Annotated in this window: 21 protein-coding genes; 12 read left to right on the top strand and 9 right to left on the bottom strand. The window is 51.8% G+C overall.

Annotated features, from left to right (window positions below; all coding sequences use genetic code 11):
- The 4 genes from BSZ32_RS06550 to BSZ32_RS06535 all read left to right on the top strand — a co-directional run.
- Positions 1–955, top strand: a 955-nt coding sequence (locus BSZ32_RS06550; RefSeq protein ID WP_206018742.1) for a ThuA domain-containing protein, incomplete at its 5' end; no start/stop codon positions are given.
- Positions 956–1,014: 59 nt separating this feature from the next.
- On the top strand, positions 1,015–2,487 hold the full coding sequence (locus BSZ32_RS06545; protein WP_129589629.1) for a DUF7133 domain-containing protein: 1,473 nt from the start codon (positions 1,015–1,017) through the stop codon (positions 2,485–2,487).
- A gap of 12 nt (positions 2,488–2,499) precedes the next feature.
- The gene (locus tag BSZ32_RS06540; protein WP_105042695.1) at positions 2,500–2,694 is read left to right on the top strand and encodes a hypothetical protein; all 195 of its coding nucleotides are present in this window, start codon (positions 2,500–2,502) and stop codon (positions 2,692–2,694) included.
- Positions 2,695–2,962: 268 nt separating this feature from the next.
- Positions 2,963–4,357, top strand: coding sequence for a c-type cytochrome (locus BSZ32_RS06535; protein WP_105042694.1), 1,395 nt, complete (start codon positions 2,963–2,965; stop codon positions 4,355–4,357).
- Between the two features lie 490 nt (positions 4,358–4,847).
- Here the strand turns inward: BSZ32_RS06535 and BSZ32_RS06530 are convergent, their stop codons facing one another.
- The 6 genes from BSZ32_RS06530 to BSZ32_RS06505 form a co-directional block, all read right to left on the bottom strand.
- Positions 4,848–5,711, bottom strand: coding sequence for an SGNH/GDSL hydrolase family protein (locus BSZ32_RS06530; protein ID WP_105042693.1), 864 nt, complete (start codon positions 5,709–5,711; stop codon positions 4,848–4,850).
- Positions 5,712–5,951: 240 nt separating this feature from the next.
- Positions 5,952–6,953, bottom strand: coding sequence for a 3-keto-disaccharide hydrolase (locus BSZ32_RS06525; RefSeq protein WP_105042692.1), 1,002 nt, complete (start codon positions 6,951–6,953; stop codon positions 5,952–5,954).
- A gap of 88 nt (positions 6,954–7,041) precedes the next feature.
- Complete coding sequence (locus BSZ32_RS06520) at positions 7,042–10,503, bottom strand: DUF6797 domain-containing protein (RefSeq protein WP_105042691.1); 3,462 nt, start codon at positions 10,501–10,503, stop codon at positions 7,042–7,044.
- A gap of 111 nt (positions 10,504–10,614) precedes the next feature.
- Positions 10,615–10,800, bottom strand: a complete 186-nt coding sequence (locus BSZ32_RS06515; protein ID WP_105042690.1) for a hypothetical protein — start codon at positions 10,798–10,800, stop codon at positions 10,615–10,617.
- Positions 10,801–10,840: 40 nt separating this feature from the next.
- On the bottom strand, positions 10,841–12,226 hold the full coding sequence (locus BSZ32_RS06510; RefSeq protein WP_105042689.1) for a sulfatase family protein: 1,386 nt from the start codon (positions 12,224–12,226) through the stop codon (positions 10,841–10,843).
- 118 nt (positions 12,227–12,344) lie between these two features.
- Positions 12,345–13,238: a YdjY domain-containing protein gene (locus tag BSZ32_RS06505; protein ID WP_105042688.1), complete on the bottom strand. Its 894-nt coding sequence runs from the start codon at positions 13,236–13,238 to the stop codon at positions 12,345–12,347.
- 238 nt (positions 13,239–13,476) lie between these two features.
- Here BSZ32_RS06505 and BSZ32_RS06500 point away from each other — a divergent pair, with 238 nt between their 5' ends.
- Positions 13,477–13,947 carry a hypothetical protein gene (locus BSZ32_RS06500; RefSeq protein ID WP_129589628.1) on the top strand — a complete coding sequence of 157 codons (471 nt, stop codon included), beginning with the start codon at positions 13,477–13,479 and terminating at the stop codon, positions 13,945–13,947.
- Positions 13,948–14,058: 111 nt separating this feature from the next.
- On the opposite strand, the gene BSZ32_RS06495 is transcribed toward BSZ32_RS06500, so the two are convergent.
- Both BSZ32_RS06495 and BSZ32_RS06490 read right to left on the bottom strand, forming a co-directional pair.
- A complete protein-coding gene (locus BSZ32_RS06495) occupies positions 14,059–15,072 on the bottom strand; it encodes a c-type cytochrome (RefSeq protein ID WP_105042686.1) in 1,014 nt (337 codons plus the stop codon).
- 73 nt (positions 15,073–15,145) lie between these two features.
- Complete coding sequence (locus BSZ32_RS06490) at positions 15,146–16,321, bottom strand: PQQ-dependent sugar dehydrogenase (protein ID WP_105042685.1); 1,176 nt, start codon at positions 16,319–16,321, stop codon at positions 15,146–15,148.
- A 62-nt stretch (positions 16,322–16,383) separates the two neighbouring features.
- Between BSZ32_RS06490 and BSZ32_RS06485 the strand changes: the two genes are divergently transcribed.
- The 7 genes from BSZ32_RS06485 to BSZ32_RS06455 all read left to right on the top strand — a co-directional run bounded on the left by BSZ32_RS06485 (position 16,384) and on the right by BSZ32_RS06455 (position 23,136).
- Complete coding sequence (locus BSZ32_RS06485; RefSeq protein WP_338066235.1) at positions 16,384–16,872, top strand: sulfatase/phosphatase domain-containing protein; 489 nt, start codon at positions 16,384–16,386, stop codon at positions 16,870–16,872.
- A 67-nt stretch (positions 16,873–16,939) separates the two neighbouring features.
- Positions 16,940–18,250: an SGNH/GDSL hydrolase family protein gene (locus BSZ32_RS06480; RefSeq protein WP_105042683.1), complete on the top strand. Its 1,311-nt coding sequence runs from the start codon at positions 16,940–16,942 to the stop codon at positions 18,248–18,250.
- 699 nt (positions 18,251–18,949) lie between these two features.
- Positions 18,950–20,911 carry a metallophosphoesterase family protein gene (locus BSZ32_RS06475; RefSeq protein ID WP_129589627.1) on the top strand — a complete coding sequence of 654 codons (1,962 nt, stop codon included), beginning with the start codon at positions 18,950–18,952 and terminating at the stop codon, positions 20,909–20,911.
- A 114-nt stretch (positions 20,912–21,025) separates the two neighbouring features.
- Positions 21,026–21,517, top strand: a complete 492-nt coding sequence (locus BSZ32_RS06470; protein WP_105042681.1) for a hypothetical protein — start codon at positions 21,026–21,028, stop codon at positions 21,515–21,517.
- Between the two features lie 273 nt (positions 21,518–21,790).
- The gene (locus BSZ32_RS06465; RefSeq protein WP_105042680.1) at positions 21,791–22,015 is read left to right on the top strand and encodes a hypothetical protein; all 225 of its coding nucleotides are present in this window, start codon (positions 21,791–21,793) and stop codon (positions 22,013–22,015) included.
- Positions 22,016–22,221: 206 nt separating this feature from the next.
- Positions 22,222–22,500: a hypothetical protein gene (locus BSZ32_RS06460; protein ID WP_105042679.1), complete on the top strand. Its 279-nt coding sequence runs from the start codon at positions 22,222–22,224 to the stop codon at positions 22,498–22,500.
- A 78-nt stretch (positions 22,501–22,578) separates the two neighbouring features.
- Positions 22,579–23,136 (top strand): transposase, encoded by a 558-nt coding sequence (locus tag BSZ32_RS06455; RefSeq protein WP_105042678.1) that lies wholly within the window; start codon positions 22,579–22,581, stop codon positions 23,134–23,136.
- Positions 23,137–23,545: 409 nt separating this feature from the next.
- Here the strand turns inward: BSZ32_RS06455 and BSZ32_RS06450 are convergent.
- Positions 23,546–24,715 (bottom strand): hypothetical protein (locus BSZ32_RS06450; RefSeq protein ID WP_206018741.1); only part of this gene is annotated, 1,170 nt, incomplete at its 5' end.

Here is a 24,715-nt window from a genome sequence, read left to right as displayed (position 1 = left end):
AAACTTTATGAAAAAATTAGCCCAAACTTTATGCCTTTCACTTTGTGTCTGCTTATTTTTGCCTTCCTGTAATCAGGAGCCGACGACGACCGTTGCAAAGACCAAGAAGGTTCTTTACGTCACGCATTACCCTGGAAACTTTCATGACTACAAAGAGCAAGAGGCATTTTTCCAAGATTATGCCAAAGAAGCTTCTTGGGATGTGACAGTGATGAAAACTGATATTGGGATTGGATTTGCCGACTTGAGAAAAGCTCGAAAAGGGAAAACAGAAGAAGATGCCGCGATCCGAAAAAAGCATCCTCGGCATCAAAATTACGCCGAACTTTTGCAGCAATTGAAAAAGAAAGATTTTGCTAAGGGCTATGACGTGGTGGTCTATAATTTTTGTATCGCAGGAAGTGGGGATCTAGAAGCCGCACACAACATCATGGAGCAAACCCGCACCAACGGCGTGCCGGCCATGTTGGTCCACTGTGCCATGCATTGTTTCTGGCCCACTTATAGAGACGGTGAGCCCGATATCATCCCCGGCAATACCGGCCCAGCCAAAACCAATCAGACCTTGGTAGATAGTTGGACAACAAACCATCCCGACGTAGCTTTCCCCGCTTGGGGCGATTTCACTGGCATTGCTTCAAGTAAGCATGGCCCTCATACACCGATCACCTATTCGGTGGTCGCTAAAGATCATCCCGCCACCAAGCGCATCACAAAGGATTTCGTGATGAAAGACACCGAGTTGTACAACAATCTGTATCAAGTCGATGGGGTGATTCCGCTTGTGAATGGCGAACAAGGTGAATTTAAAGCCGTTGCCATGTGGGAGTGCCCTCAAGGAAAATCTAAAGTGATTGGTATCTCCGCCGGGCATGCCATGCCTGACTGGACTAACGAAAACTTCAAATTTCTGGTGATTGATGGCATAAATTACCTGATAGACAATCCACACTAGAGCTCTTCGAACTCACGGGTCATACTTTTTAAACACTTGAATTGACGCCGTTATTCCCTATGGATGGAATGAATTTCACGAGTAAGAGTAAATTGTCGATCAGACTGCGGGTCAGCGCATCCTCGTTATTCATATTAACGGCATTCAGTCCTTTGATGCTGGATTCGGCTGAGCAGGAGGACTTTTATGAGAGAGAAGACTATAAGGAACACCGGACTTATGACTTATCTTTAGACGAGCGCTTTGAGGTGACTCTGTTCGCCTCACCGCCTCAAGTGGAATATGTCACAGCGGTATCGGCTGATATTGACGGGACTGTTTATGTCTCGGTCGATCCCAATGGTAGTCTCGGGCATATCGAGGGCGTTGGTAAGATCGTGACTGCCAAAGATACCGATGGTGATGGCAAAGCTGATGAATTCAAAGATTTCGTGCCGATGGTACAAAGTCCACGCGGCGGTCATATCGTGGCGGGAACTTATTATTTATTACATCCGCCTTATTTGTCTACGTATAAGGATACTGACGGTGATGGTGTGATGGATGTCGAAAAGACATTGATGAAAGGTTTCGGTGGGGGCATTGAACACCCGCGTGGGGCCGACCATACCACCAATGGTGTGCGCATGGGGATTGATGGCTGGCTGTATGTTTCAGTCGGTGATTTCGGTATGTTTGATGTCGTCGGCACTGACGGACGAGTCGTCAGGCTTCAGGGTGGGGGAGTTGCGCGTTGTCGCCCTGATGGCACGGAACTGGAGGTCTATGTCTATCACACGCGAAACCAATTTGACGTGGCGATATCTCCACTGTTAGAATTGTTCACGCGCGACAACACCAATGACGGTGCCGGCTGGAATTTACGGATTCACCATCTAGTAGCGGAATCTGATATGGGGTATCCGCGGTTGTATGAAAATTTCCCAGACGAGCATCTAGCCTCGCTGGCTGACTTCGGTGGTGGCTCGGGTATGGGGGGCTTGTTCCTGGACGAACCGGGCTTTCCCGTTGAACTGAACAACCGTCTTTACACCTGCGACTGGACTTCAGGCAAAGTTTTCGGCTTCGATATGACCCCTCACAAAGGAAGCTACGCGATTAAGCAAACTGTCCTGACTGATTTGGAACGTGCTACTGACATCGATGTCGATGGTCGCTCTAACTTATACTTAGCTGACTGGAAGGGCGGGCGCTTTAATTTTGCCAATGGCAAGCCTGTGGGTCGTATCCACATGGCGAAATTAAAAGGCTACCAAGCACCCGCTGTTCCGAATTTGAAAACCGCAAAGCCACTCGAACTCGTCGATTGGATCGCTGGGCCGAGCGCTTCCATTCGGCTGCAAGCCCAGCAGTATTTATTGCAAAAAGAATTGAGCCAAGCTGTGATTGAAAAACTGAAAAATATCACTCAGGATAAGTCGGTTCATTTGCACATGCGCGTCGCCGCCTTGTTCACCCTGAAGCAGGGGATGGGGGCAAAGAGCCACGACTTTTTAGTCAGGATTCTAGAGGATGCAACGATACGCGCCTAAGCCCTCAAGGCCTTGGCAGATCGCAAAACACAGCTGGCTGATCTTTCACCGGAAGTCATCGCCGAGCATTTAGCTGACAGTGACCCCAAGGTTCGTCTGCAAGCCACGATCGCTCTGCGACGCTTGAATAAATTCAGCAAGCCAGCGACTAAGCAATTGATACAGATGCAGTCGCAGAATGGGACAGTGACAGTGTCGGTGAGTTAGGCACGCTACCACTGCCTCACCTTGCATCACGCGCCCTGGCAAGCCTCGGACAAAACCATCAAGAAGCACGGCGATTGTATTTGGAAGCTTTCAAAGCAGGTGATGTAGCCGTTCAGAAGGCGCTCTCTTATGCCTTAAACAAAATCTATGACCCCGAGTTAGTTCAGGCCATGATTATCGAGTTAGGCGCAAAGCAGTGGTCGGATGAGTCTCGCTTAATTATACTAGGTATCCTGCTCGCCTGAGCCATCAAGAGAAAGAGTGGGATGTGAAATCATGGTGGGGAACGCGTCCGAATGATAAGGGTCCGTATTATAAAGCGGTCAAATGGGACCTAACACCTGCGATTATAGCCGCGATTGAAAAAAACTTCACGCGATTCAATGCAGAGTCCCAGTTGAAGGTATTGGACCTGTTTGCGCTGAATCAAATCAGTGCATCCAGTTTGAAGCTCGAAGGGGTGGACACCGTTTTTTCTGCCCTAGAAGCGTCTCGGCCGACGCCGCAGCACATTAATGTATTAGCTTCAGTTGCGGCCAATGCGAAGCGACCTTGGTTGCTTAGGGTCAAGGCCGCGAAAAAGCTTTTTATATTTCAGTATTGGCGTGACCATCGGCCGTATAAGATAAGGCAGGGTGAGTTGAGCGACAAAGCCTTTAAAAAAGCCAAGCAGAAGGCAGCAATCAAACTGCAAAAAAAACAGGATCTAGCCAAAATACAGCGTCTATTAGCGGTTAAGGCCTTATTAGATATCCTTGGTCAGTGGAGTCTCGATCTAGCTGAGGATGCTGTTCCGAAAGAACAGGTGCGCGGGATCAATGCTTTGATTAATGATTACTGGACCGCGCAAATTACGCACAGCACCGATGTGACTGAACTCTTTGCGATGGTCAACGGGCTCAGCGACTCCTCCGCGACTTTGGCTTGGAAGAAAATATTGTTTTCATCCTATCGCATCTCTGGTCAACGTCAGCTTAATGCCGCACCCTTGATTGAAGACAAAGAAGCAATTCGTAATCCGGGCTATTACCGTGCGATTGAAGACCTGTACTTGCTAGACGATAAATTTATTGCCCGCACGAAGGAATACTTGGACTGGGATAATATCGCTGTGCGCGAAGCCACCGCTGATATCATGGCGCTCTATGAGGCCAAATTGAAGGTGGACAAGGACCCACTGAAGGGGCTGTCCGTCACACAAGCTGGTATGGATAAAGCAGCTGCGTATGCACTCGAGCACAAAGGAGATGTAGCGCTTGGCGCTAAGTTGTTTAATCGACAAAGCTGCATCACCTGCCATGCCGTCAATAATGCCGCCCAGCAGAAAGGCCCGTATTTAGGTGCCGCAGGTAGCCAGTTTAAGAGAGACTTCTTAATCGAATCTGTCCTCAACCCCGGAGCAGTAATCGCCCAAGGCTTCCCGACTTATACCTTAAAGAACAAGGGAAACAGAGGAAGAGCTACGGCTATCGGTTTCCTAGTCAATGAGGATAATACCAATTATTATTTAATGAACATAGCCGGCCACAATCAAACTGTCATGAGAGAACGCTTAGCCAGTAAGGAAATGCTACAGATTTCCCAGATGCCACCAGGCCTTGTCCAAGGCTTAAGCCTACACGAATTCGCATCACTGATCGAATTCTTGGTGTCGATGAAGTAGGGAGACTTGAGTGCGGAAGGGGCACCGATACCGTTTCGCACATAAGCCCAGCCACAGAAGCTCAGTTTAAGTCCGTGCCATTCGGGACAGGCCAATAGAGATACTAAAACTCAATATGAAACATTGCAAAACACAGGACTGACCCTTAGTCCAACCTACTGCATTGATCGAAGTGTCGTTGTGAGGTGAGGGAGCAGACAATATGTGAGGTGAAGTTTCGCAAGGGGCAGGGGAGTGTCTAAGGCCTGAAGGTCTAAGGGCAACCTAGCAAAGTCTGGTGACTGTGTGGACTCAGCAATCGCGGCCACTCGATGTGGTTAGACTTTGGACCTTCTGACCTTCGACAGTTGGAGGGAGTCAAAGGTCTGCCAATCGTCAGCAAAGAAGCTGGAAGCATCTTCTACGGCACGAAAAGTCCTGCCAGTGCAAGAAAGATTGTTTGTCTAAATGTGGTGGAAAGGGAGGGAAATCTGGGTATTACCCATCAAACCTATTTCAAGAGTTCCTTTTTCTTTTCCACGAGGGAATCTTGGAATGTCTGCTGGACGGATTTATCGAGCTTTTTCTGGAGTTGGTCGTATTCGTTGAGTGACATCGAGATGTTGAGGCGGATCGAGTGGCTACCGGGGGTGTTTTTCCAGTCTTGTTCGAGAGTGGTCAGGGCTTTGTCGGATAGGCCGAACGCCTTGAGCACGCCTTTGGCCATCATGATATTGCCATAGGCATTCATGTGGACGCCATCGCCGGTGAGTTGTTTCCCTTTCGGCGCGTCTTTGGGGAAGGTTTTAAGCTCTTGCTGCATCTCTGTGTTGAGGTCGGAAAATAGGCATCCTTTACTTTTTGCTAGCTCCTTGAGAAAGGCGTTGTAGGGAAGGAGTTGCTGATTGAGAGAGGTTTTTTGATCTTCTTTAATCATCGTGGAGGTCAGGATCATCACCTTGACTCCGGCCGATTGGGCTTGGTCGACGATGGCGGTGATGTTCTTTTTGTAGTCTTCGATTTTTACACCGCGGGCGCCGTGCCAGACGTCGTTGACGCCGCAACTCAGCGTCATCCAGTCGGGTTTTTTACTGAGCACGTCTTTATCGAGTCGGGCGAGCATTTGGTTTGATTTGTGACCAGAAATGCCGGCAAAAATACCAGTGGTCTGGATTCCTTGCTTTTTTAAGCCGTCGAGAACCAGTCGGCAGTAGCCGTTTGGTCTAGCACCAGCGGCGGTGATGGAGTCGCCGAGGAAGGCAATTTTCTGGCCATCGGTCACTGGGATCTTGTTTTTAGCTACAAGGGGCTGCGATAAGGTGATTGCCGATAGGAGGGCGATGCTGAACACGCGCGAGATTATGTTACTTTTCATATTTTGAGTTGTTTTGAGTGAGATAGTTGCGTGCTTATACCATTGAGTAAAATAGAAAAGACCATTGGCTGGAGATATTTTCGTTAAGATCAAGGAGGAGTGAAGGAGTCGTGCGGGTACCACGACTAAACGACAACGCCGATCTTAGCGAAAAGATCCCAGCTCACTTCAATGCGAAGCCAGACTTTAAAGCTCAAACCAATCCCAATGGTCTCTTCTGTTTTGGGAGATGGTATTAATTTACTTCCCAGGCACCACCCAGATATTGCGGAAAACGACTGGGTTGTTGTGGTTCTGGAGGTGAACGGGACCTTTGGAGTCTTTGAGCGGTCCTTTGAGGGGGGCGGAGGTCGTGAGGTTCTTGGCTAGCTCCAAATCTTCATGCACCAGCACTCCATTGAGCTTCACGGTGATGCGTGGCCAGGCGGCCTGTTTGCCGGAGGTATCGAATTTGGCGGCTTTAAAATCGACGTCATAGGTTTGCCACGCGAGCGGCGGGAGACACATGTTAAGTCGTGGTATGGAGATCGAGTAGATGCCACCGGCTTGGTTGTCTTTTCCCTCGAGTCCAAAAGAATCAAGGATTTGTGTTTCCCAGCGGCCGCTGTGATAGACGCCACTATTGCCGCGTCCCTGACCACGAGCGGCAGGCATGTAGGGTGTTCTGAATTCTAGGTGGAGTTTGTAGTCGGCGAAGCGCTGCTTGCTGGTGCAACCGGTGGCGAGAAGAAATCCATTCTCTACCTTGCCGTTGTTCCATTGATCCGCTGAACTGCCGTCAAAAAGAACCACTGCATCCTTCGGGGCAGCCGCATTGAGTGTCGGGCTTTTTCGCTCGATTCGTGGTAGCGGATGTTTTTCCGGCAGGACAAGAATGAACTGACCATCTGAAATTGTGCCAGTGATGGTTCCTTCCTCATTGGTGAAATCAATTTTTTCACCATTCCGTTTCCCCTTCAGGAGCTGGCGGGGTTTTCCGCGCTCCCAGCCCAAGCCGGGGAGGCCACCTTCGAGCAGGTAGGCATCGAAGGTTCCATGGCCCAATGCAATTACCTGGACTCCGTATTTTGCGCCAGCTTTGGTTTTCCCATACTCTCCCTGAATCAGGAAATCGGGGTCTTCTTGACTGGCAGCTTTAGGATCTGTCCACGTCTTGGTTAGGGTTTTAGCATCAGCGCTGGCGGTAAAACTCCCGAGGAGAAAGAGCGAGCAGAGGGTGAGAAGTAGTGTTCGTTTTCTCATTTAAAATAGACGATAGGTTAGAGGTGAAAGGAAAAAGGGTTTCTTCGTAGAAGCGTGCTTCCAGCCGCTTTCATCTACAGCTAATCGCTTACGGTAACTTATGAATGGAAGCATGGATGACGCGTTTGTTGTTGTTTCCAAGGTCGCAGCTGATTTCCATGCCCCAGGTTGGTTCGAGATCCGGGATTGTGAGAATCGCTTGCTTGCCAGAAATCTGATTCTTAGTGACTTCTAGTTCCCGTTCATCGAAGTGCTTTGATCCGTATTTTGCGGTGCGTTTGAGGTTCCATACTTTGACTTTGAAGCTGGTGTCAGCGGGGAGTGGGTCGCTGAAGGTGATGGTGTATGTTCCTTTTGTTGCTTTGGTTTTGATCGGCATGTAGCTAGGCTTGCCGGTTGATCGGATGCGGCAGAAGGCGCCGTCGGACTGCTGGCTGCCGGCCCAGGCGAACATGCCGGCGGCGTAGAGCTGCTTGTTGACGGGGTGGAAGCGGCCGCGGTGGAGGCCGGAGGGGGATGCGGCGATCGGTAAAGCACACATGCCTCCTTGCGCCTGCCCACTGAGTACTTCGTGTGGGACGGTGTAGACTTTGCCGCAGCCGTAGCTGAGGTTGAGCAGGGTACCGTTGAGTGGTCCCCAGGCTGCATCTTCGGGAACCCAGAGGAGTTCGGCGGGGGAGCGGTCGAAGGAGTTGGTGATCCAGGTCAATGGTTGCTCCATGGCTTCGTTCGAACTGTCAGTGACGTCGTGGTAGCCAAACATATTGCCGTAGAAGCCGCCTTCTTTGACGTAGTTGATCCGGTTTTTCGGGTTCCAATGGCCTTCTTGATCAGTGACGATCCAGGTGCCGTCTGGGTTGAGGCAGACACCGTTGGCGGCGCGGAAACCAGAGGCCACAGTTTCGGTCGTGGCTCCATCGGGGCTGACCCTAAGGAGGGTGCCGTGGTGGGGAACGACGGCCTTCTTTCCATGGCGGGCGGACTTGGCGTAGTAGAAGTTTCCTTTATCATCGGTCTGCAGGCCCATGGCGAATTCATGGAAGTGCTCGGTGACTTGATGATCGTTGTTGAAGGCCTCGACGTAGTCGATTTCCTCGTCGCCATTGAGGTCGTGGAGGCGTGCGATCTGGTCGCGGCAGGTGACATAGATGGTGTTGTCGACGATCTTGAGGCCGAGTGGTTGGAACAGTCCGGTGCAGATGCGGCGCCACTTGAGTTGCTTGAGGTCGCCGGCTACTCCATCGACGAGCCAGACGTCGCCGAGCCAGGTGCAGACTGCGGCGCGGTCGGGATTGTCCTGGAAGAAGTCGAATCCGCCGAGACGCATCCAAGAGTTCCACGGGTTGTCGCCCTTGTTAGGAATGGTGAGGGTGTCATAGGCGAAGGGGTCATTGTCGTTGCCGAGAGTTCCAGCGGTGAGGATCGGCTCTGGGTAGTTGGCTGGGCCTCCTTTGGTGAGAGGGGCTAGGACGGCTGGTTCGGTGAGTGCCTTGCTGAGTTCGGTGGTCGTTTTGTTGGCGAAACCGAGGATGAGTTTGGCCGGGGTGGCGGCTGCGGGGATGCGGAGGTAGACTCCGTCCTCCTTGCGCTCTAGGCTGACACCCTTCGATCCTTTAAGGGCGACGGCAAAGCCATTCTCGGGAGGAGAAATGCGGCTGAGCAGGGCGTGGGAAGATTTTGCGACGTTCAAGGTCCGGGTGAAGACTCCCTGATTATTTCTGGAGAGGAGGCCGGGGAGCTCGAGGATTTCGGTCTTGCCGACCCGATAGTGAATGATGGTTTGTTGGCCATGTCGGTAGCGGCCGAGGAAGCGCACCCAGTCTTGCGGTAGCGGGCCGTAGTGGCGGCCGTCGCGACCAATGATTCGCTCATCTTCCCAAGACTTTTTCGTGGGGTGCTCCCATGCGGGGGCGTCGGGGTTGATGAAGAGGGGCTTGCCAGCAATGCTGGTGTGGCTGCCGTGAGAACCATCGAAAGCGATGCCTCTCCAGTCGACAAAGTCACCCGAGTAGGCGGTGGCGACGCGCATGGTGTCTTCATCGTAGACGATCCAGGCATTGCCTTTGGAGACTCCGCCGTCGCCCTGGTCAAGACGCACCGCGATGCCCTTTTGGGCGATGTTTTTGTCCTTGCCGCCACGGTTGATCTGGAAGGTCCAGTTGAGAGTGGGGCCGAAGTCCATGAGCTCGAAGGGCTTTCCAGGTTTTGCTAGTTTGTTTTTCTTGGCAATTTTCGGGAGGTCGAGGCCTTTGGGTAGGCTGGCTAGGTAGGCTGGGGTGGTTTTGGAGTATTGGCTCTTGTTGTCTTGTTTCAGGAAGGTTTCACGGATGTATTGGATGAGGGCATATTTCTGTTCGGCATCAAATTGCGGCTGCGGCATCATCATCCCGTATCCTTTTTCCAAGGTCTGGAACATGCGGTAGGGGTCGCTGCCATTTTTAAAGGGAGCTTGGTGGAACTTGAGCGCGGTGGGCAGGCTGCCTTCCTTCTTTTGGTCACCGTGGCAGGTGATGCAGAGGGTGTTGTAGATGGCTTTACCTTCGGCGAGAGTTTTTTTATTCCAACCTTTGATCAGCTTGGCGTGATCTGCTTTTTCGAGTGGTTGGACCCAGGCCTTCTTGCTAGTGAAGCTTTTATCCGCCTTGAGAGTGAGCTGGACTGGTGTGCCGGCTTGTCCAATGCCATCGAAGGTTTCGCCGTGCTCGCTGGCGGACCAGTTGAGGTCGGGAGTGTTGACGGCATCGAGGTCGCCCTTGAGCAGCGAGACGAGTTCCGTGCCATCAATAGAGCGAGTCCAGTAGCGGAGGTTGCTGACGGAGCCCTTGTTGAGTGGGCCAGTGAAGTCACTGGCTCCGAGACCGATCTTGAATTTGTGGGTCGAGACGTCTGGCGAGGTCAGTTTCTTTTTTCCAATGGATTTACCATCCAGCGAAAGTTCGACCATTTCTTTGGAGAAGCGCAGCACGGCTAGGTGTGGTTTGCCATCGTTGACGACTGGTCCGTTGATAGAGCCGACCGAACCGACATCGTAGCTGAGGCGCCCGTCTTTGATGAAGAGGGCTTTGGCACCTTTGGACCATGGTCCCTCTGGGGCGCATTTTGAAAAGAGTGTGCCGTCGCCAGTGGATTGGAACGATGCTGCGATAGTGAAATCTTTATCGGTGGGCAGGGCTTTGTCCTTGGAGATAAAGGACTGACCGCCGCCATTTGGGAGAATGGTGTTGTGCTGGAGGGCTTTGCCGTCGATCCAAACGCTGATCTGAGTTGGTTTTGATCCCGTTTGTTGGCAGCTGAGTTCGAGCAGGTGGGAGCCACTGGGGAGCGAGAGAGAGTAAGTTTCGGTGAGGAAAAGTTTGGAAGCTGTGGCAGCTTTGTAGTCGAGGTGGAGGCGGAAATTGGCGAGGGGGCGGGTTTGCTGACCCTTCTCGAAGACAGGAAATTGGGTCTGCGCCACGGTCTTGGCTGGGACGATAGGGAGCTGGGCCAAGGCCGAAACGGATCCGAGGGCCAGGGCGGCGAGAACGGAAGGTAGGATGAAAGGTGTTTTCACAAGTTGATGGGAAATGGGTGTTACTATACGGATGTAAGAGCTGTTTTGTGGGTGGGCACGTTTATTTTTTACGTTTACGGGCACGACTACGTTGTTGTTTCATGAAATCGTCTAAGGTTGCTGGATTGTTGTGGTCGAGAGAGAGGCTTTCAGCGCCGGGTCGTTGGTCTTGGTCATCCGGCCCATGAGCTGAACACGTAACTTTCCAATATGTTCCAGATATTGCGAGTCGTCAATCAGGTTATGCAAACCAGCTCCCGCCGTCCGTCCATTCTTAAAGAAGTCGGGCTGTTCCACGCTGTTTGGCTGATGGCTGGTAGCGGATTTACTTTAAAGCTTATGGGATCAAAGGCGCTTTGATGTCACGGGTGCGCTGACGCATCTCGGTGAGTTTGGTTTTGTACTCGGGATTTTTGGCTAGATTGGTCAGTTGATCTGGGTCGGCTTTGAGGTCGTGAAGGAATTCGTAGGCCGGATCTTGGTCGAAGTAGCGGGCATAAACGAAGCGTTCGCCTCTGACGCCTTCCCACTTCGGAATCGATTTATTTGCCATCAAATGCTCACAGAAAAAATCTTTCCGCCAGTCTGATGGGTTTTGGCCATTGAGCAATGGAACATAGCTGGCGCCTTGGTATTGGTCAGGCTTGCTGATGCCGGCGAGCTCGATGAGGGTGGGGGCTAGGTCGATGTTTAGAGTGGGCTGGCTAACGACTTTGCCACGTTTTTCTTTGGGGGCACGTGGGTCGAAAACGATCAGCGGCACGCGCAGAGCTTGCTCGTAGTGTGACCACTTTCCAGCGAATCCACGGTCACCCATGAAGTAGCCGTTGTCACCCATGTAGATGATGATGGTGTTGTCAGCCAGTCCGGACTGTTCGAGGGATTTGCGGACGCGACCGATGGCGTGGTCGACCCCGCTGATCATGCGAAAATACGCCTTGATGTTTCTCTGATACTTTTCCGGAGTGTCCCAGCGCCAGTAAAAACGCTTACGCGCCATGGAGGATGCCTTGAAAAAGTCTGGATGGTTCGCATAAATTGCTGGGTCATTCAGGCGTGGGGCTGGGATCTCGATGTCGTCATACATGCCATCCACTGCCTTGGACCATGGGAAGTGGTCGTCGTGGTCATTATCGTTAGCATGGGATGCTTTAAAGCTTACCGACAGGCAGAAGGGTTTATTTTTTGGGTTCTTTTTAAGGAATTGGATGGCCTTGTCGGCGGCGACCTCGGACTCGTGTCTGAGTGAGCCGTCCTTCTGTTTCATCATAAATGGAAGCCGGTCGTGAGGTTCAAACAGGTCAAACATTTCAGCCTCTGGCTGGCCCTCGGTTTTGACACCGTATTTGCCAATAAACCCGGTCCGGTAACCAGCATTGCGCAGCAGCATGGAATAGCTGTTGTCGGTGAGCTCTTTTGCCAATGGTGGCTTGCCAAAGGTGAATCCATGTGAGGTCTCGTGTAGGCCGGTAAAAATCGACGCACGGCTGGCCGCGCAGATAGGCGTGGTGACAAAGGCGTTTTCAAAACGGACTCCCTCTGCCGCCATACTATCTAGGACTGGAGTCTTGATGATCGGGTGGCCAGCGCAGCCTAGGGTGTCGTTGCGTTGGTCATCGATAAGGAAGAAAATGAGGTTGGGTTTCGGGGTCTCGGCGGCAGTTGCCAAACTGAAAGCTGAGCTCAGCACAACAAGTGTGCTGGTTAGTCTACGTAGGGTCATAATGTATTAGCGTAAAAGAAAGTTTGAGAATAAGGATGGCGAGCAAAGGGCGCGGTTGCCATCAGCTTTTGGGGCATTTGATCTCGCTGTTGAGAGGGGAGATAGGTGGGATGGTATGTTACTTCCCGGGCACCGCACCGGCAGCTGGCGCTACCTTCGGCCGGAGGCGAAGCTTCACCTTGGTTCCAACCTCGGGAAGATGGGTGTCATCAACCTGCCATGCAAATGCCCCCGCAGCATGGGAGTTCACCCCTGGCAAGCAAAGTAATTCATCACCAAAGGTCGCAAGCGAGACCACATTTCCACTCTGGTCCGCCAGATATCTGCGCGGACCCTCTCCCGTACCGTGAAGAATCGATCCGGCAAAAAGAAAGGTATTCGTTGGAAATTTCTCATTTTCCCCCTCGCTAGGAGCTTCCTGACCGTACCCGTCATATTCATCCACGTAGGCCTTGATGAAGTCACTAATCGGCCGTTCGACCATCTTGCCCTGCTTGTTCTTAAATACGACACTGACATCCACTGGGCCACCCTCTGGGGGGAAGTGAACCCAGCGCGTTCTCTCTTTATTCACTGGCTTTCGCATAGCGGGGTTGCCCGCCTTGGCACCCAACAAAAGAAGAGCCGTGTGGATGTGTTTCACCTTCGCCTCAACCGCGATGATCGACTCGTGCTCCTTAGTGTCCTTCGTGCAGACGACGAGTTCCAGCGCTCCATGATCCAGGCAGATGAAGCTATCGACATCGACACAACGCTCCTTGAGGTTGATCTTCACCCCGGGGAGTTTCAGCTTTTTAAGCGCCTCCTCCAGCGAGGATGCTGGTTTGGCTGCCGGTGTGGTTTCGGTGGCTGGTGCTTTTGGTGTAGTTTCAGCGACCACGATGGGGCTGGCCATCATAGCCAGCAGCACAATCATCGACATCGTTGCCAAGAAGGCAAAGCCCCCACGGCTACGATGGTTCATTTGGTAAGTCATATTGTTCATCTCTTTGAAGTTTGTTTTGCTACGCATTATAAAAGGTTTCTTTATACCACCGGGCAGGCTGGACGGATCGCCCAGTTGGTGTTGATTTAATTCTAGAGTGACGAATTGTCTGTGTCGAGCTTGATCCAGATCACGAGGCCGGTGCTGTTCGTTCAACGAACGTGACCGGTGTAGTGTGAGTGTTTTTATGAGAATAAACAAAAATTTAGCATCAGTCTTGGTGACTTTTGTTGCAAGCGTTACGTGTGTAGGAACCGTGGAGTGTGTGACGCAGCGCATGCTCTGGTCGGACATGCCGGTGGTATTCAGCGAAAAGCACGCTGAGAATATGCGGCATTCCGGCGAAACCTGGCAAGAGGTGATGGGCGAGTACAGAATGCTAGTGGCAGAAGAGGGGGAAGCTGCCGATCAAGATGAGCAAAAGGCAGTGCTGGGTGAGAGAAAATCGAAGCGGCACAAAATGCGCAATGGATTTTGCTCAGAGGAAGTAGCCAAGGTTTTGGGAACTGGCGGCCAGCTCAGTGCCGCCCAGCTTTTACACTGCAAGCTTCGCTACTTCACCGATGGAGTGGTGTTAGGGAGTCGCGAGTTTGTGGATAGGTTCTTTACGAAAATGAAAGAACAACGGCCAGAGAGCCACACAAAACCAACGACAGGGGCGTGGAAACTGCGGTACTTTACTAGAACAGAGATATACAGTCTCCGAGATTTAAGAAAAGATGTCTACCGATGGTGACTCGGATTTTCTGAGGTGGTTGCAGCTTATTTAAAGCCTTTCACGACTGCTGGCGGATCTGCTGGAGCTCGGCGGTCTCCGCTGCCGTGGCGAGTTGGGCGAATATTTGGGTTAGTTCTTGTCGAACGCTGGATGCTTAGGGTTTCCGGCAGAAATCAGGTAGGCGACTAGGTCTTTGAGTTCGTCCTTGTTCATGGAGAAGATCATGCCAGGCGGCATCATTGAGATTTGCGATGGCTCGACCTTCTTGACATTGGCGATGGGTGATTTGTCGAGGTCGGCAAAATTGAATGGATTCGTTGCTAGCGCTATCTCTTTGTCATTTTTGTAGATGATGCGTCCGGAGACCGAGCCGCCATCCTTGAGAGTGACCACGCTTGCCTGGTATTGCTCAGAGATCGACTGGCTTGGTTCGCAAATGGCCACCAAAATATCACGGATCGAGTAGCGGTTTCCGAGCGAACCCAGATCGGGTCCCGAGTAGCCACCCGAGCCTTCGAAGCGATGGCAGGCCACGCAGCGGCCAGCGGCAAACATCTTCTTGCCGTTGTTGAAACTTCTACCCTTTAGGTCGGTATTGAAATGCTTCATCGCCGAATCGACTGTCCATGCCACGCCTGGGCCTTTGGCCATCGGCAGTTTGCTGAGATCCACGCCGGCGATTTCTCCCAGAAGCCAAGAAACCGCTGTGGCATCTTTCGCGGGCAGGTGGTCGATCGCGTCCTTCCTGATCGCCCGGATGTAGCCGGAGAAGCTCTTTCCACCGCTTTTTTCCAAGGTCTCGTTGAGCCAGCCGAAGTAATACTTTCGGTCCTCGAGCGTCCAGCCATTTTGCACCTGTCGGAGCGAGTAGGCGTAGTGGATGTTCAGGCTATTAGGGGTATTGCTCATCATTTTAAGAATATTTTTCCCATACTCATGGCGATCGAGCATCTCCTTGTCGTAAGCGATGGTCTGGGTCTGCGTGGCCTTCATTAAGCCGATGGTTTTGCTGACCACCTGCGGGGCATCCAGATAGCTGAGAACCCGGCAGAGCTCGGCATTGAGGCTCTTATCCTTCGCTGGGTAGAGGGGATTAATCTTTCCAATCACTGCGGCGATCTCGTCCGGGGTCACTTTGTCCATGCGTATGAAACAGAGTGAGTAGGCGCGAAGTAGCGCTAGTAGATCAGTTTGCTCGAGCGATTCGGCGGGTAGGTTATTGAGTTTTTTTCAGCACTTTGCCTGAGAGCGATTTGTTCCCGTGACGGCAGAGGGCGATGGCCGAGTAGATGATGCGGCGCGGATCAGATTCTGAAAAAACCTTGTCCTGCCAAAGCTGAACGTTTTGGTTCTCGATGGCCAAGCGGGCGGCATAGCGGATGTTACGATCCGGATGGGCGAGATGTGGCCACGCTTTATCGATAGCCTTGACTCCAGCGGTGTTGTTGCCGTGGCATTGCTCGAGCGAGTGTCGCAAATCTCTCAAGCCTTGATTCTTGATCAGCGCTCTCGGAGCCACTTGGTTTTTCTCGCCAGTGTGGCGGATACGGTAGAGCTTGGAGGCTGTGTTGCGGCCACCCATGATAAAATACATGTGACCATCAGGACCAAATCTCATCGCTGAGATGTTGAGCGGGTTTCCGTGGAGGAATTCTTTTTTGGTGCCGGTATAGCTTGAACCGTCCTCTTTCATTTCGACCGTGTAGATGGTGCCGAAGGTCCAGTCGCAGACGAATAGCTTGTCTTGATATTGGCTGGGGAAGTTCGAGTGATGGCCGAAGCTTATGCCGGTTGGCGATCCTGGTCCCACGTTGATGACGGCTCCATTGCTATCGGCGAAGTATTCCGGCCACTTGGCCGAACCTGAGCGCCAGCCGAATTCACTGGCCGAGGTCACGTGGTTGACCCGAGTGGGGCGGTACCAAGGACTGCCAACGTCGAATTCTAGATCAGAATCGAAGGTGAACAATTCGCCTTGTTGGTTGATGGCTAGATCGACCGGATTGCGGAAGCCGGAGGCGATCATCTCCCACTTCTCACCGTCGGGAGAAATTCGGCAGATCCAGCCAGCGGGGGCCTTGATACTGACTGCATGGCCCATGGTGTCTGGCATGGCAGTCAGCAATGAATCTTTTTGCCAAACTGGAGGTTGCAGGTTTTCGACTCCTGCGGGAACGGCGGTGTGGTTGCCAGTGACCAGATACAGTGCTTTGCCATCTTCAGACTTGATGATGGAGTGTGCCGAGTGCTCGTAGCCGACACCTAATTTCTTGAGAAGTTTGAATTCGTCGTATTGATCATCGCCATCGGTATCACGGATGCGATAGAGGCCCTTCATCGAGGACATGTAGAGGCTGTCGAATGCGTAGAGGAACCCGAGCGCACCACCCACGCGACGTTTGCCCCAGTCGATGGGGAGATAGGGGAATCCTTTGAGGCTCGGCGCACGAAGGCGTGCGGGTGCCCATGCTGGTCAAATGGCCCCGTGTGTCGGTAGCCGGTTCTGTCTGCCACCAGCCCCTCATCATCGAAGACTTCTTTCCAAGCATTCTGGAAATGGCAGGCGTAAAGCAATCTCAGACAGTGCAAAAAATCGACGGCCAAAGCTTTGTCTCGCTGATCAAAACCCCGACTGCCGACATCCAATCGCGCGCGCTTTACTGGCATTACCCAAACCAATGGGGTCCCAAAGGCCCCGGCATCGGAGCCAGCTCAGCCATACTGTTAGACGACTGGAAGCTGATCTATTACCACCAAAATCAAAGCGTCGAGCTCTTTAACCTCAAAACCGATATCGGTGAGCAAAACAACCTCGCTTCCAAAAATAGGGCCAAAGTAACAGAACTCTCCCGCCTGCTCGGTGACACACTCAAACAATCCAATGCGCAGATGCCTAGTCTGAAAGATGGTGGTGCACGCATTCCGTATCCTTCAGCCAACTGACCATCCCCCCCGCTAGCCTCCACGCTCAAAGAATTCTAACATCATCAAAACACCACTCACTCAAACAATGATTCACCCGTCACTACCCCGCTCGATCCAGCTGACCGCAGCCCTCATCGTCACTCTCGCCAGCAGCAGCCATGCCGCCGAAAAGTTAGACGTCGTCAAAGGCAAGATCTTCAACGTGCAGCCAAACCAGAAATGCTTCGAGCTACTGACAGAAACTGTGATCGATCCCAAAACCGACGAAGGCAAATCCCGACACACCATCTACTGGAACGATGAAACCGAGTTCACCAAAGTCGTGCGCCACCAGAACTTCAAACAGATCAAGGGCCGCGTACTCGTCGAGTTCCACGGGCTCAATGAGAAATGGGCAGACGCTATCCAGGCCGGCAAACCATTCCGCCACCGCAGCCTAAATATCCTCCCGCCATCCAACAAAAAGCCCCTCGGCATGTCCAAAGACCGCAGCAAGCTTGTCGCCAGGTTTACTGCCGACCCCAACTCACCGCGCAACCGCGACGGCGTGGTCGAGTTCGATGGCAAATCCATCAAAGCCTCACTCCCCGGCCCCAGTGGAGCCGTAGACGTCCACTCACCAGCCACGGCCAAGGACCTCAGCAGCGGATTCTGGGAAACTACAATCCACGGCCAGCGCAGCGACGGGAAATTCCTCGCCAGCAACATGGAAATCTACCCAAAAACCGACCCGCGCGATAACGACGACCCCACACTCCCGCGCGTCCTCGTTGTAGGTGACTCCATCAGCATGAACTACCATCAAGCCACAAAAGAGCAGCTAAATGGAATCGCCAACTACTATCGCGTCGTTGGAAATGCCGGCCCGTCCGACCGCGGCGTGACCTGGATGGAACTCTGGCTCGGTGATTACAAACAAAAGGGCCTGCACTGGGACCTCATCCAGTTCAACCACGGCCTCCACGACCTCAAACAACTCTATAACGAAGAAACAAAAACCTACGGCAAATACCAGATCGACATCAAAGCCTACCAAGCCAACCTCGAAAAAGAAATCGCCATCCTGCGCAAGACCGGCGCCACCTTGATGTGGTGCTCCACAACTCCCGTCCCCAATAGTTCAATCGGACGCTGGGACAACGTCACTATGGGACGCCGCAAGGACGAAGACCTCGCCTTCAATAAAGCCGCACTAGAAGTCATCTCAAAACACCCAGACATCCTCATCAACGACCTCAACCAAAGCGTCCGTGATGCTGCCAAAAGCTCCGAACACTTCACCAACTGGAACAAAGGAACAGACGTCCACTTCTGGCACGCTCCACAGCAAAAAATCGTTGGTGCAGCAGTCGCCAACGCCATCAAAAAGGCTCTAAAAAAAGGCAGTAGCAAGTAGCCAGCGGCTAGAATTCCCCACCCCCCAACACCTCTAATCACCGCTTAGCGCACGAAAATCCATCGCGACCACGCGATCTAACTCGACCTTCGACCTTCGACCTTCGACCTTCCGACCTTCGACACCCCCATCCACCAAAAAACTCCCCAACTCGAACTACGCACTCGAACTCTACCCTTTCTCACGCCTCCCACTGTCAAAAGTCCAAGGTCTGAAAGTCCAAGGTCTAAAAGTCCAACCAACGAAGTCTGGTGACTTCACCCCAAAATATAAAACCATCAAACAACAACTACTCAAACAACTAACAGCAGGCTGGAAAGCTGCCACCCCAGCGCAGTAAAAGAAGGGCCTCAGGTATTCTCCGTTATCCAATGGCTTCTTCAAAAAAAGCAAATCATTAGCCGTCTGGAGTGCTATTTGAGCTGGCGTTTTTTCTTTCGGGCTGGTTTTGAGTCTGCCATTTTCAGCTTGGTCGACCACGAGGTTTTTCGGTCAAAAAGTGTGCCGCAGCGTTGGTGATCGTTGTAAGGGACGGCTTGTTTTTTCCAGATGGCTAGCTCGGCATCGTCTCCTTTTCAGAAAAAGGGGGGGGGAGTGACAAGCATCGCTGATTAATACCATTTGAGGGGTTAGATTGACGGATTCGTTCAAATATGGCCTTTGCAATCAGGGGTGAACAACCTATAGCCAAGTCACGTTATGAAGCAAAAATCATTGAGAGATATCGTTCTAACATTATTTGTAGGATCCGTTTTGTCGTCAATTTTCACCCATGCGGCTGAAGATGCTGACTTGGATCCGGCTTATTACAACCCGGCACCGTTTGGCTCGGATACCCGCTGGGCGAAGAATTCCGATAACGTCGCTATCGGCCAGTGGTGGAAACCCGTGGCGGGTGAAAGTAAGAGGGAAAAGCCGATGCGTGATTGGTTCCGCAGCATTCCCCGCAGCCAGGCGATGGCCTTCGCCCTCTACACCCACGACAACGGCGTGCTCAAGATCACCGGTCAATGTTTCCCCCTGCTTCCGTCCGAACCAAAGGCGGTGATACTTGAATTACAGCAGCAGGGGAAATGGGTTGAGGTCGACAAACAGCCCGTCGTTTACCCCGGATGGTCGGTCCACTTCAGGGTGGAAAACTGGAACAACACCCGCGATGTAGCCTACCGGCTTCGGCTCGGTGAACTCTCCCAGTTCGAAGGGATGGTCCGAAAGAATCCGATTGAAAAAGACGTGCTCGTCGTCGGTTCCATGTCGTGTAACTCACCCAAGGACAAGGAGCGCTTCACTCGCATCCAGTTTATAAAAAACCTCAAAAAGCAGGATCCTGATTTGCTTTTCTTTGCCGGTGACCAGAACTACGTGCACGACGAAGCCACTTTTGGTTGGCTCCAGTTCGGCATGCAGTTCAAGGATCTGATGAAAGACCGCCCGACGATTTGTATCGTCGACGACCATGACATCGGGCATGGCAATCTCTGGGGGGAAGGTGGGGCGAAATCCACTGGAAAGGGTGGCGCCGCCGACGGCGGATACATGTTCCCCGCGTCATTCGTCAAAATGGTTGAGCGCCAACAGACGTCGAACCTGCCCGACCCGTTTGACCCGACCCCAGTCAAGCAAGGCATCGGCGTGTATTACACCGAGCTCAATGTTGCAGGAATCAGCTTCGCTATTCTGGAAGACAGGAAATTTAAAACTGGCCCGCTTGGAACGATCCCGAAGATGGGGCCGCGGCCGGACCATATCAACGATCCGGCCTACGACCGCAATGCTGTCGATCTGCCCGGACTCAAGCTGCTTGGCGACAGGCAACTGAAGTTTCTCGACCACTGGGTACGCGACTGGGAAGGCGACGTGATGAAGGTGGCGCTGTCGCAGACCGCGTTCTGTGGGGCGGTGCACATGCACGGTTCTGGGAAGAGCCGACTGCTGGCGGATCTGGACTGCAACGGTTGGCCACAGAGTGGCAGGAACCAAGCACTTATCCGCCTGCGCGCAGCTCGCGGCACCCATCTCTGCGGCGATCAACACCTTGCCGTTGTTGTCAAACATGGCATCGATGGCTACCGCGATGGGCCGATGGCATTCACCAGCCCGGCCTTGGTTAATACGATTTACGGTCGATGGTGGTGGCCGGAAAATGAAAAAGCCGGCGGCGGTAAACCCGTCAAGTCACCCTTGCCATGGGTGGGCGACTACGAAGACGGCCTAGGCAATAAGATCACCATGCTCGCCTACGCCAATCCCGAGGAGTTGGATATGAATATCATCCGTAAGGACTCCTCCCGCGAAAACCGTGGTGATGGATATGGACTGGTCCGTATCCATAAAAAGACTGGCAAGATTGTCTTCGAGTGCTGGCCGCGTTTTGCCGATATCTCCCGTGGTGATGCCGCCCAGTACCCCGGCTGGCCACTCGAGTTCAACGTCAGCGAAAACGACGGTCGTGAGCCGGTTGGCTACCTCAAGGAAGTCAAACTTCCGGTCGAGAACGCCGTGGTCGAACTGACAGATTCAAAATCCGGCGAACTTATCTACTGTCACCGCGTTCAAGGGAATTCGTTTAAAGCCCCAGTGTTCAAAAAGGGAAGCTACACCCTCAAAGCTGGCAAGGACCGGCCAGAATCGGTATTGGTCAAAAATGCAAAACCCGAATAATACCATTTGATCAACCAGATTGTCAGAAGGTGCGCGGCGCATTTTAGATTCTCTTATCGTTAATCGTCAGTCACATAAATAGATCCGTGGCGGTGGTTTCCAACCGCCAAGCCCATGACTATCAAATACGGACGTGGCGGTAAGGTGTTTTTTGACAACGTGGCGATGACCACAGGCGTCCACCCTGGCACCGATATGTACGGTCGTTGTTGTGCCTCGTTTAAAGGGCAGAAAGTGTGGGCCAGACAATTCAATCCAGAACGCGGCCAGCCGATGGTGATCAACGACGGCGGCGATCTGGTCATCATGGGTTATAAAAGTGAGGGCAGGGGGATTATCGTTCACACCACCAACGGCGGTCGCAGCGAGGTGCTCGGTGGCATCATGAATGTCGGACGCGACGGCGAAACCGCCTTTGTCGCCGAGGACTCACAACTGCGTATTTCCACCGCCAGCCAGAACCGACATCCGGGAGGGTTCTACCGCAGCGCCGTCAGATCGATCAACAAAGGGAAAATCACCACCCTAGAAGGCGTTGACCTGCCCCTCAGAAGCGCCCCCAAAGCAAGCACCCCGCAGTTTTTTGTCATTCCGCTGTATAAGTGAAAATTCTCCATACTGTCTGATAGATCATGTGCACTGGGGAGAGTCGAAGGTCTGAAGGTCTAAGGTCAAGCTAGCAAAGTCTGGTGACTTTGATTCTGCGTTATCGCGCCCACGCGATGTGGTTAGACTTTGGACCTTCTGACTTTTGACTTTTGGAGCGTGTCAAAGGTCTGCCAATCGTCAACAAAGAAGCTGGAAGCATCTTCTACGGCACGAAAATCCCTGCCGGTAAATGATGACCTAGAGGGTCGAAGGTCAAGCTAGCAAAGTCTGGTGACTTTGTGGGCCCAGCAATCGCGCCTACGCGATCTCACTGGACTTGCGACCTTGAGACTTTTGACACTGGCAAGTATCGAAGATCTGGAAGTCACTCCACGTAACGCGACCGTCTCGGTCGCTCAAAATAATTCCAGCGAAGCTGCTGACTCACAGCGCTCAGACCTCACCAGCGAACTCCGCGTGGCATTCAGCCCCGGTCAGCCCTCCACCCCAAGCTGATATAGCCGACCATAGACCCAGACTATTTTCTCGATTCCTTACAGGTAAGGGATTTTGGAGGACTCAGCTCATTTAGTCTGTCTGATGAATCATGTTTTCATCAGGTTCTTGAACTTGCTGGTAGTGCCCAGGTTTTCAAAATCGGAGACATCACTGTTGCTATCGATGGCACCAAAATCCTAGCCAACGCCAGCAAGCATAGCGCGATGAGCCACGGACGCCTTGAAAAACAAATGATCCTGGCGGAAGAGCAGATAGCCCAACTCATGGCCAAGGCTGAAGAAGCCGACAGCACACCACTGGAAGACGGCTTGAGTATCCCTAGTGAAATCAAGCGTAGAGAAGATAGGTTAGTCCAACTCAAAAAAGCCAAGGCTGTGATGGAAGAGCGCGCCAAAGTTCGTTTTGATGAAGAAACGTCAGAGTATCAAGAAAAGCTCAAGAAGCGCGAAGCTAAGGAAAAATCAACAGGTAAGAAACCCTGAGGCAGAAAGCCTAAACCTCCGGAAGAAGGACCGCGCTCCAAAGATCAATACAACTTCACAGATCCAGAGAGTCGGATCATGAAGTCAGGAAGTAGTTTTGAACAAAGCTTCAACGCACAAGCCGCCGTCGAAGTCAGCACCATGCTCATTGTTGTGCAATGCGTCACAGATGCCCCCAATGACAAAGAACAACTTGCCCCAGGGCTCGACTCAATCAGCCCCGTAGTTGGCAGGGTTGATAAAGTTCTCGTCGACACTGGCTACTATAGCGAGAAGGCGGTTACTGAAGCTGAGGGACGGGAAAGCACGCCAACCATTTACGCCGCGATGCAGCGTCATCATCACGGGCGGAGCATTGAAGATTTAGAGAAACGCGACGATCCTCCGAAACCTGCATCTAACGCAACCATACCCGAAATCATGAGCTATCGACTTGAGACAAAAGCGGGAAAGCAACTCTACGGGCTACGCAAACAAACCGTGGAACCAGTGTTTGGAATCATCAAGGAAGTCCTTGGATTTCGCCGTTTTTCGATGCGTGGACTCGCGAAGTGTCAGCTCGAATGGCACCTAGTGAGCTCCAGCTACAATCTCAAAAAACTCTTTGCGCTGGGGATGAGGTTCACGGAGAGCTAAATGCCAAAATGGCGTGTAAAATCCTCATTTCAGCAAAAAAAGTAGCATCTCAAGTCGTTTCAGAGCCACCAATAATTATGCCAGAAATAGATTGAAGCTTTCAGAGCCTCAAAAGGTAGAATCTACACGCTTGGGGCTCACTCAAACTGGTAATCGCAATTGAGGATCGAAGTCCGACAGACTGCTAGGAATTTGCTTTTTGAGTGAGGTGGTCGAGATCATCATGCGAGAAGGAGATAGGGGGTTGATCTATGGGAGTTAAACTTTCGGATCGATGAGCTATTTAGTTGCTCGATATACTATCACGAACACTTTTACCTGTCGGTATCGATGATATTACTGGTGATGAGTAGGTACTGCGAAACTTCCTTTGATTCGTGAATTTTGATGAGCATACTGTGAGAATCTTTTAGAAAGAGGAGATACTGGTGATGAGTAGGTACTGCGAAACTTCCTTTGATCCGTGAATTTTGATGAGCATACTGTGAGAATCTTTTAGAAAGAGAGCTTCGAGCACTCTGGCTGGTTGAAGAATTTTGTGCCTTGGGTTGGCGCTTTGCTTAGATTTCAGGGGTGGCCTTTGCTCGTAGAAAAGCACTGTTTCATTGCCTAGACCGTAGAGGCTACTTTTGATGGCTAATTTTACGCCACTCCAACCTTTATTCTGAGGTCCAAGCTCTTGAATGACTTCGATTAGAGCTTCTTCATTATGTCTGTAGACAGTACTTGGGAGAATGCTCACACTAGCGCCTTTAAAACTAGAAACACTTCTCATGATCATTTGAGCTTGACCATCGGTGAGTTGCTTATTTGTGGCACAGTCCAAGCTGTGACTTGAAGGAATTGAGAGTAATAAACTTCTTATTCTGAACTGAAGTGGTTTTCGTTTTGTGACAGCTTGAACAAACTTCTTTATTTGTGCCATATCTGACGGTGCAGCTTTAACGATCAGTGCGGATGTAGGAGAGCTATAGCTGAGTGTGGTGGATTCGTCTAAATGAAATTGCTCCTTGAAGAGGTTGAAAATATTTTTTGAATCTAGTGGGGAGCTCGATTTGAATAGATCAGACAGAATAGTCATGAAGTCTGGCTGGACGGCAAAGGTGCCAGTGCTAATAGCGTCGCCCGCGGGTGTGAAAGTGAACTTAGAACCGGAGTTTTCAACTGCCATTGATGTTCTAACAGCGAGATTTTCAAGTATATCGGTAAGCGAACCACCTGTGCTGAGTGTGAACTTTTCGGTAGGGTTCCCTTGAATGTCGAAACTAAGTTCAAGTGGAATCTCGCCTGAACGGAAGCAGACAAGTGTGTATTGGCTGACTAGGTTTTTGAGTGCTTGCTCAAGAGTGGCGTCGTGAAAAGACACCTCGGGTAGGTAGAAGCGCTCAAGTTCTTCAGCAGTGTGCTGACGAGATGGCGAATGATTCGCCATTATTTCGGAGATATTCGGGGTTAGTATTTCAGCTGCTTGGAGAGGTTGAAAGCAGCATAAAGCAATTAGCAGGGCCCAGAGTGAACGGGGGATGGGTTTATTGCTAGGTATTTGCTTTTTTAGTTGTGTCCCTGAGGACGTTGTTGG

Origin of the sequence: Rubritalea profundi (assembly GCF_002954445.1) — a bacterium.
In the GTDB taxonomy this organism is placed as follows: Bacteria; Verrucomicrobiota; Verrucomicrobiia; order Verrucomicrobiales; family Akkermansiaceae; genus Rubritalea; species Rubritalea profundi.
The sequence above is the reverse complement of the archived record's forward strand: the minus strand, read 5'-3'. Positions and strand labels throughout refer to the sequence as shown.

What these genes read in the sequence shown, in the direction of transcription:
- BSZ32_RS06480 (WP_105042683.1), top strand. Translation starts at nt 16,940, where the DNA reads ATGATTCACCCGTCACTACCCCGCTCGATCCAGCTGACCGCAGCCCTC.
- BSZ32_RS06495 (WP_105042686.1), bottom strand. Translation starts at nt 15,072, where the DNA reads ATGGACAAAGTGACCCCGGACGAGATCGCCGCAGTGATTGGAAAGATT.
- BSZ32_RS06545 (WP_129589629.1), top strand. Translation starts at nt 1,015, where the DNA reads ATGGATGGAATGAATTTCACGAGTAAGAGTAAATTGTCGATCAGACTG.
- BSZ32_RS06460 (WP_105042679.1), top strand. Translation starts at nt 22,222, where the DNA reads ATGAGCCACGGACGCCTTGAAAAACAAATGATCCTGGCGGAAGAGCAG.
- BSZ32_RS06470 (WP_105042681.1), top strand. Translation starts at nt 21,026, where the DNA reads ATGACTATCAAATACGGACGTGGCGGTAAGGTGTTTTTTGACAACGTG.
- BSZ32_RS06530 (WP_105042693.1), bottom strand. Translation starts at nt 5,711, where the DNA reads ATGAAAAGTAACATAATCTCGCGCGTGTTCAGCATCGCCCTCCTATCG.
- BSZ32_RS06455 (WP_105042678.1), top strand. Translation starts at nt 22,579, where the DNA reads ATGAAGTCAGGAAGTAGTTTTGAACAAAGCTTCAACGCACAAGCCGCC.
- BSZ32_RS06505 (WP_105042688.1), bottom strand. Translation starts at nt 13,238, where the DNA reads ATGCGTAGCAAAACAAACTTCAAAGAGATGAACAATATGACTTACCAA.
- BSZ32_RS06510 (WP_105042689.1), bottom strand. Translation starts at nt 12,226, where the DNA reads ATGACCCTACGTAGACTAACCAGCACACTTGTTGTGCTGAGCTCAGCT.
- BSZ32_RS06525 (WP_105042692.1), bottom strand. Translation starts at nt 6,953, where the DNA reads ATGAGAAAACGAACACTACTTCTCACCCTCTGCTCGCTCTTTCTCCTC.
- BSZ32_RS06475 (WP_129589627.1), top strand. Translation starts at nt 18,950, where the DNA reads ATGAAGCAAAAATCATTGAGAGATATCGTTCTAACATTATTTGTAGGA.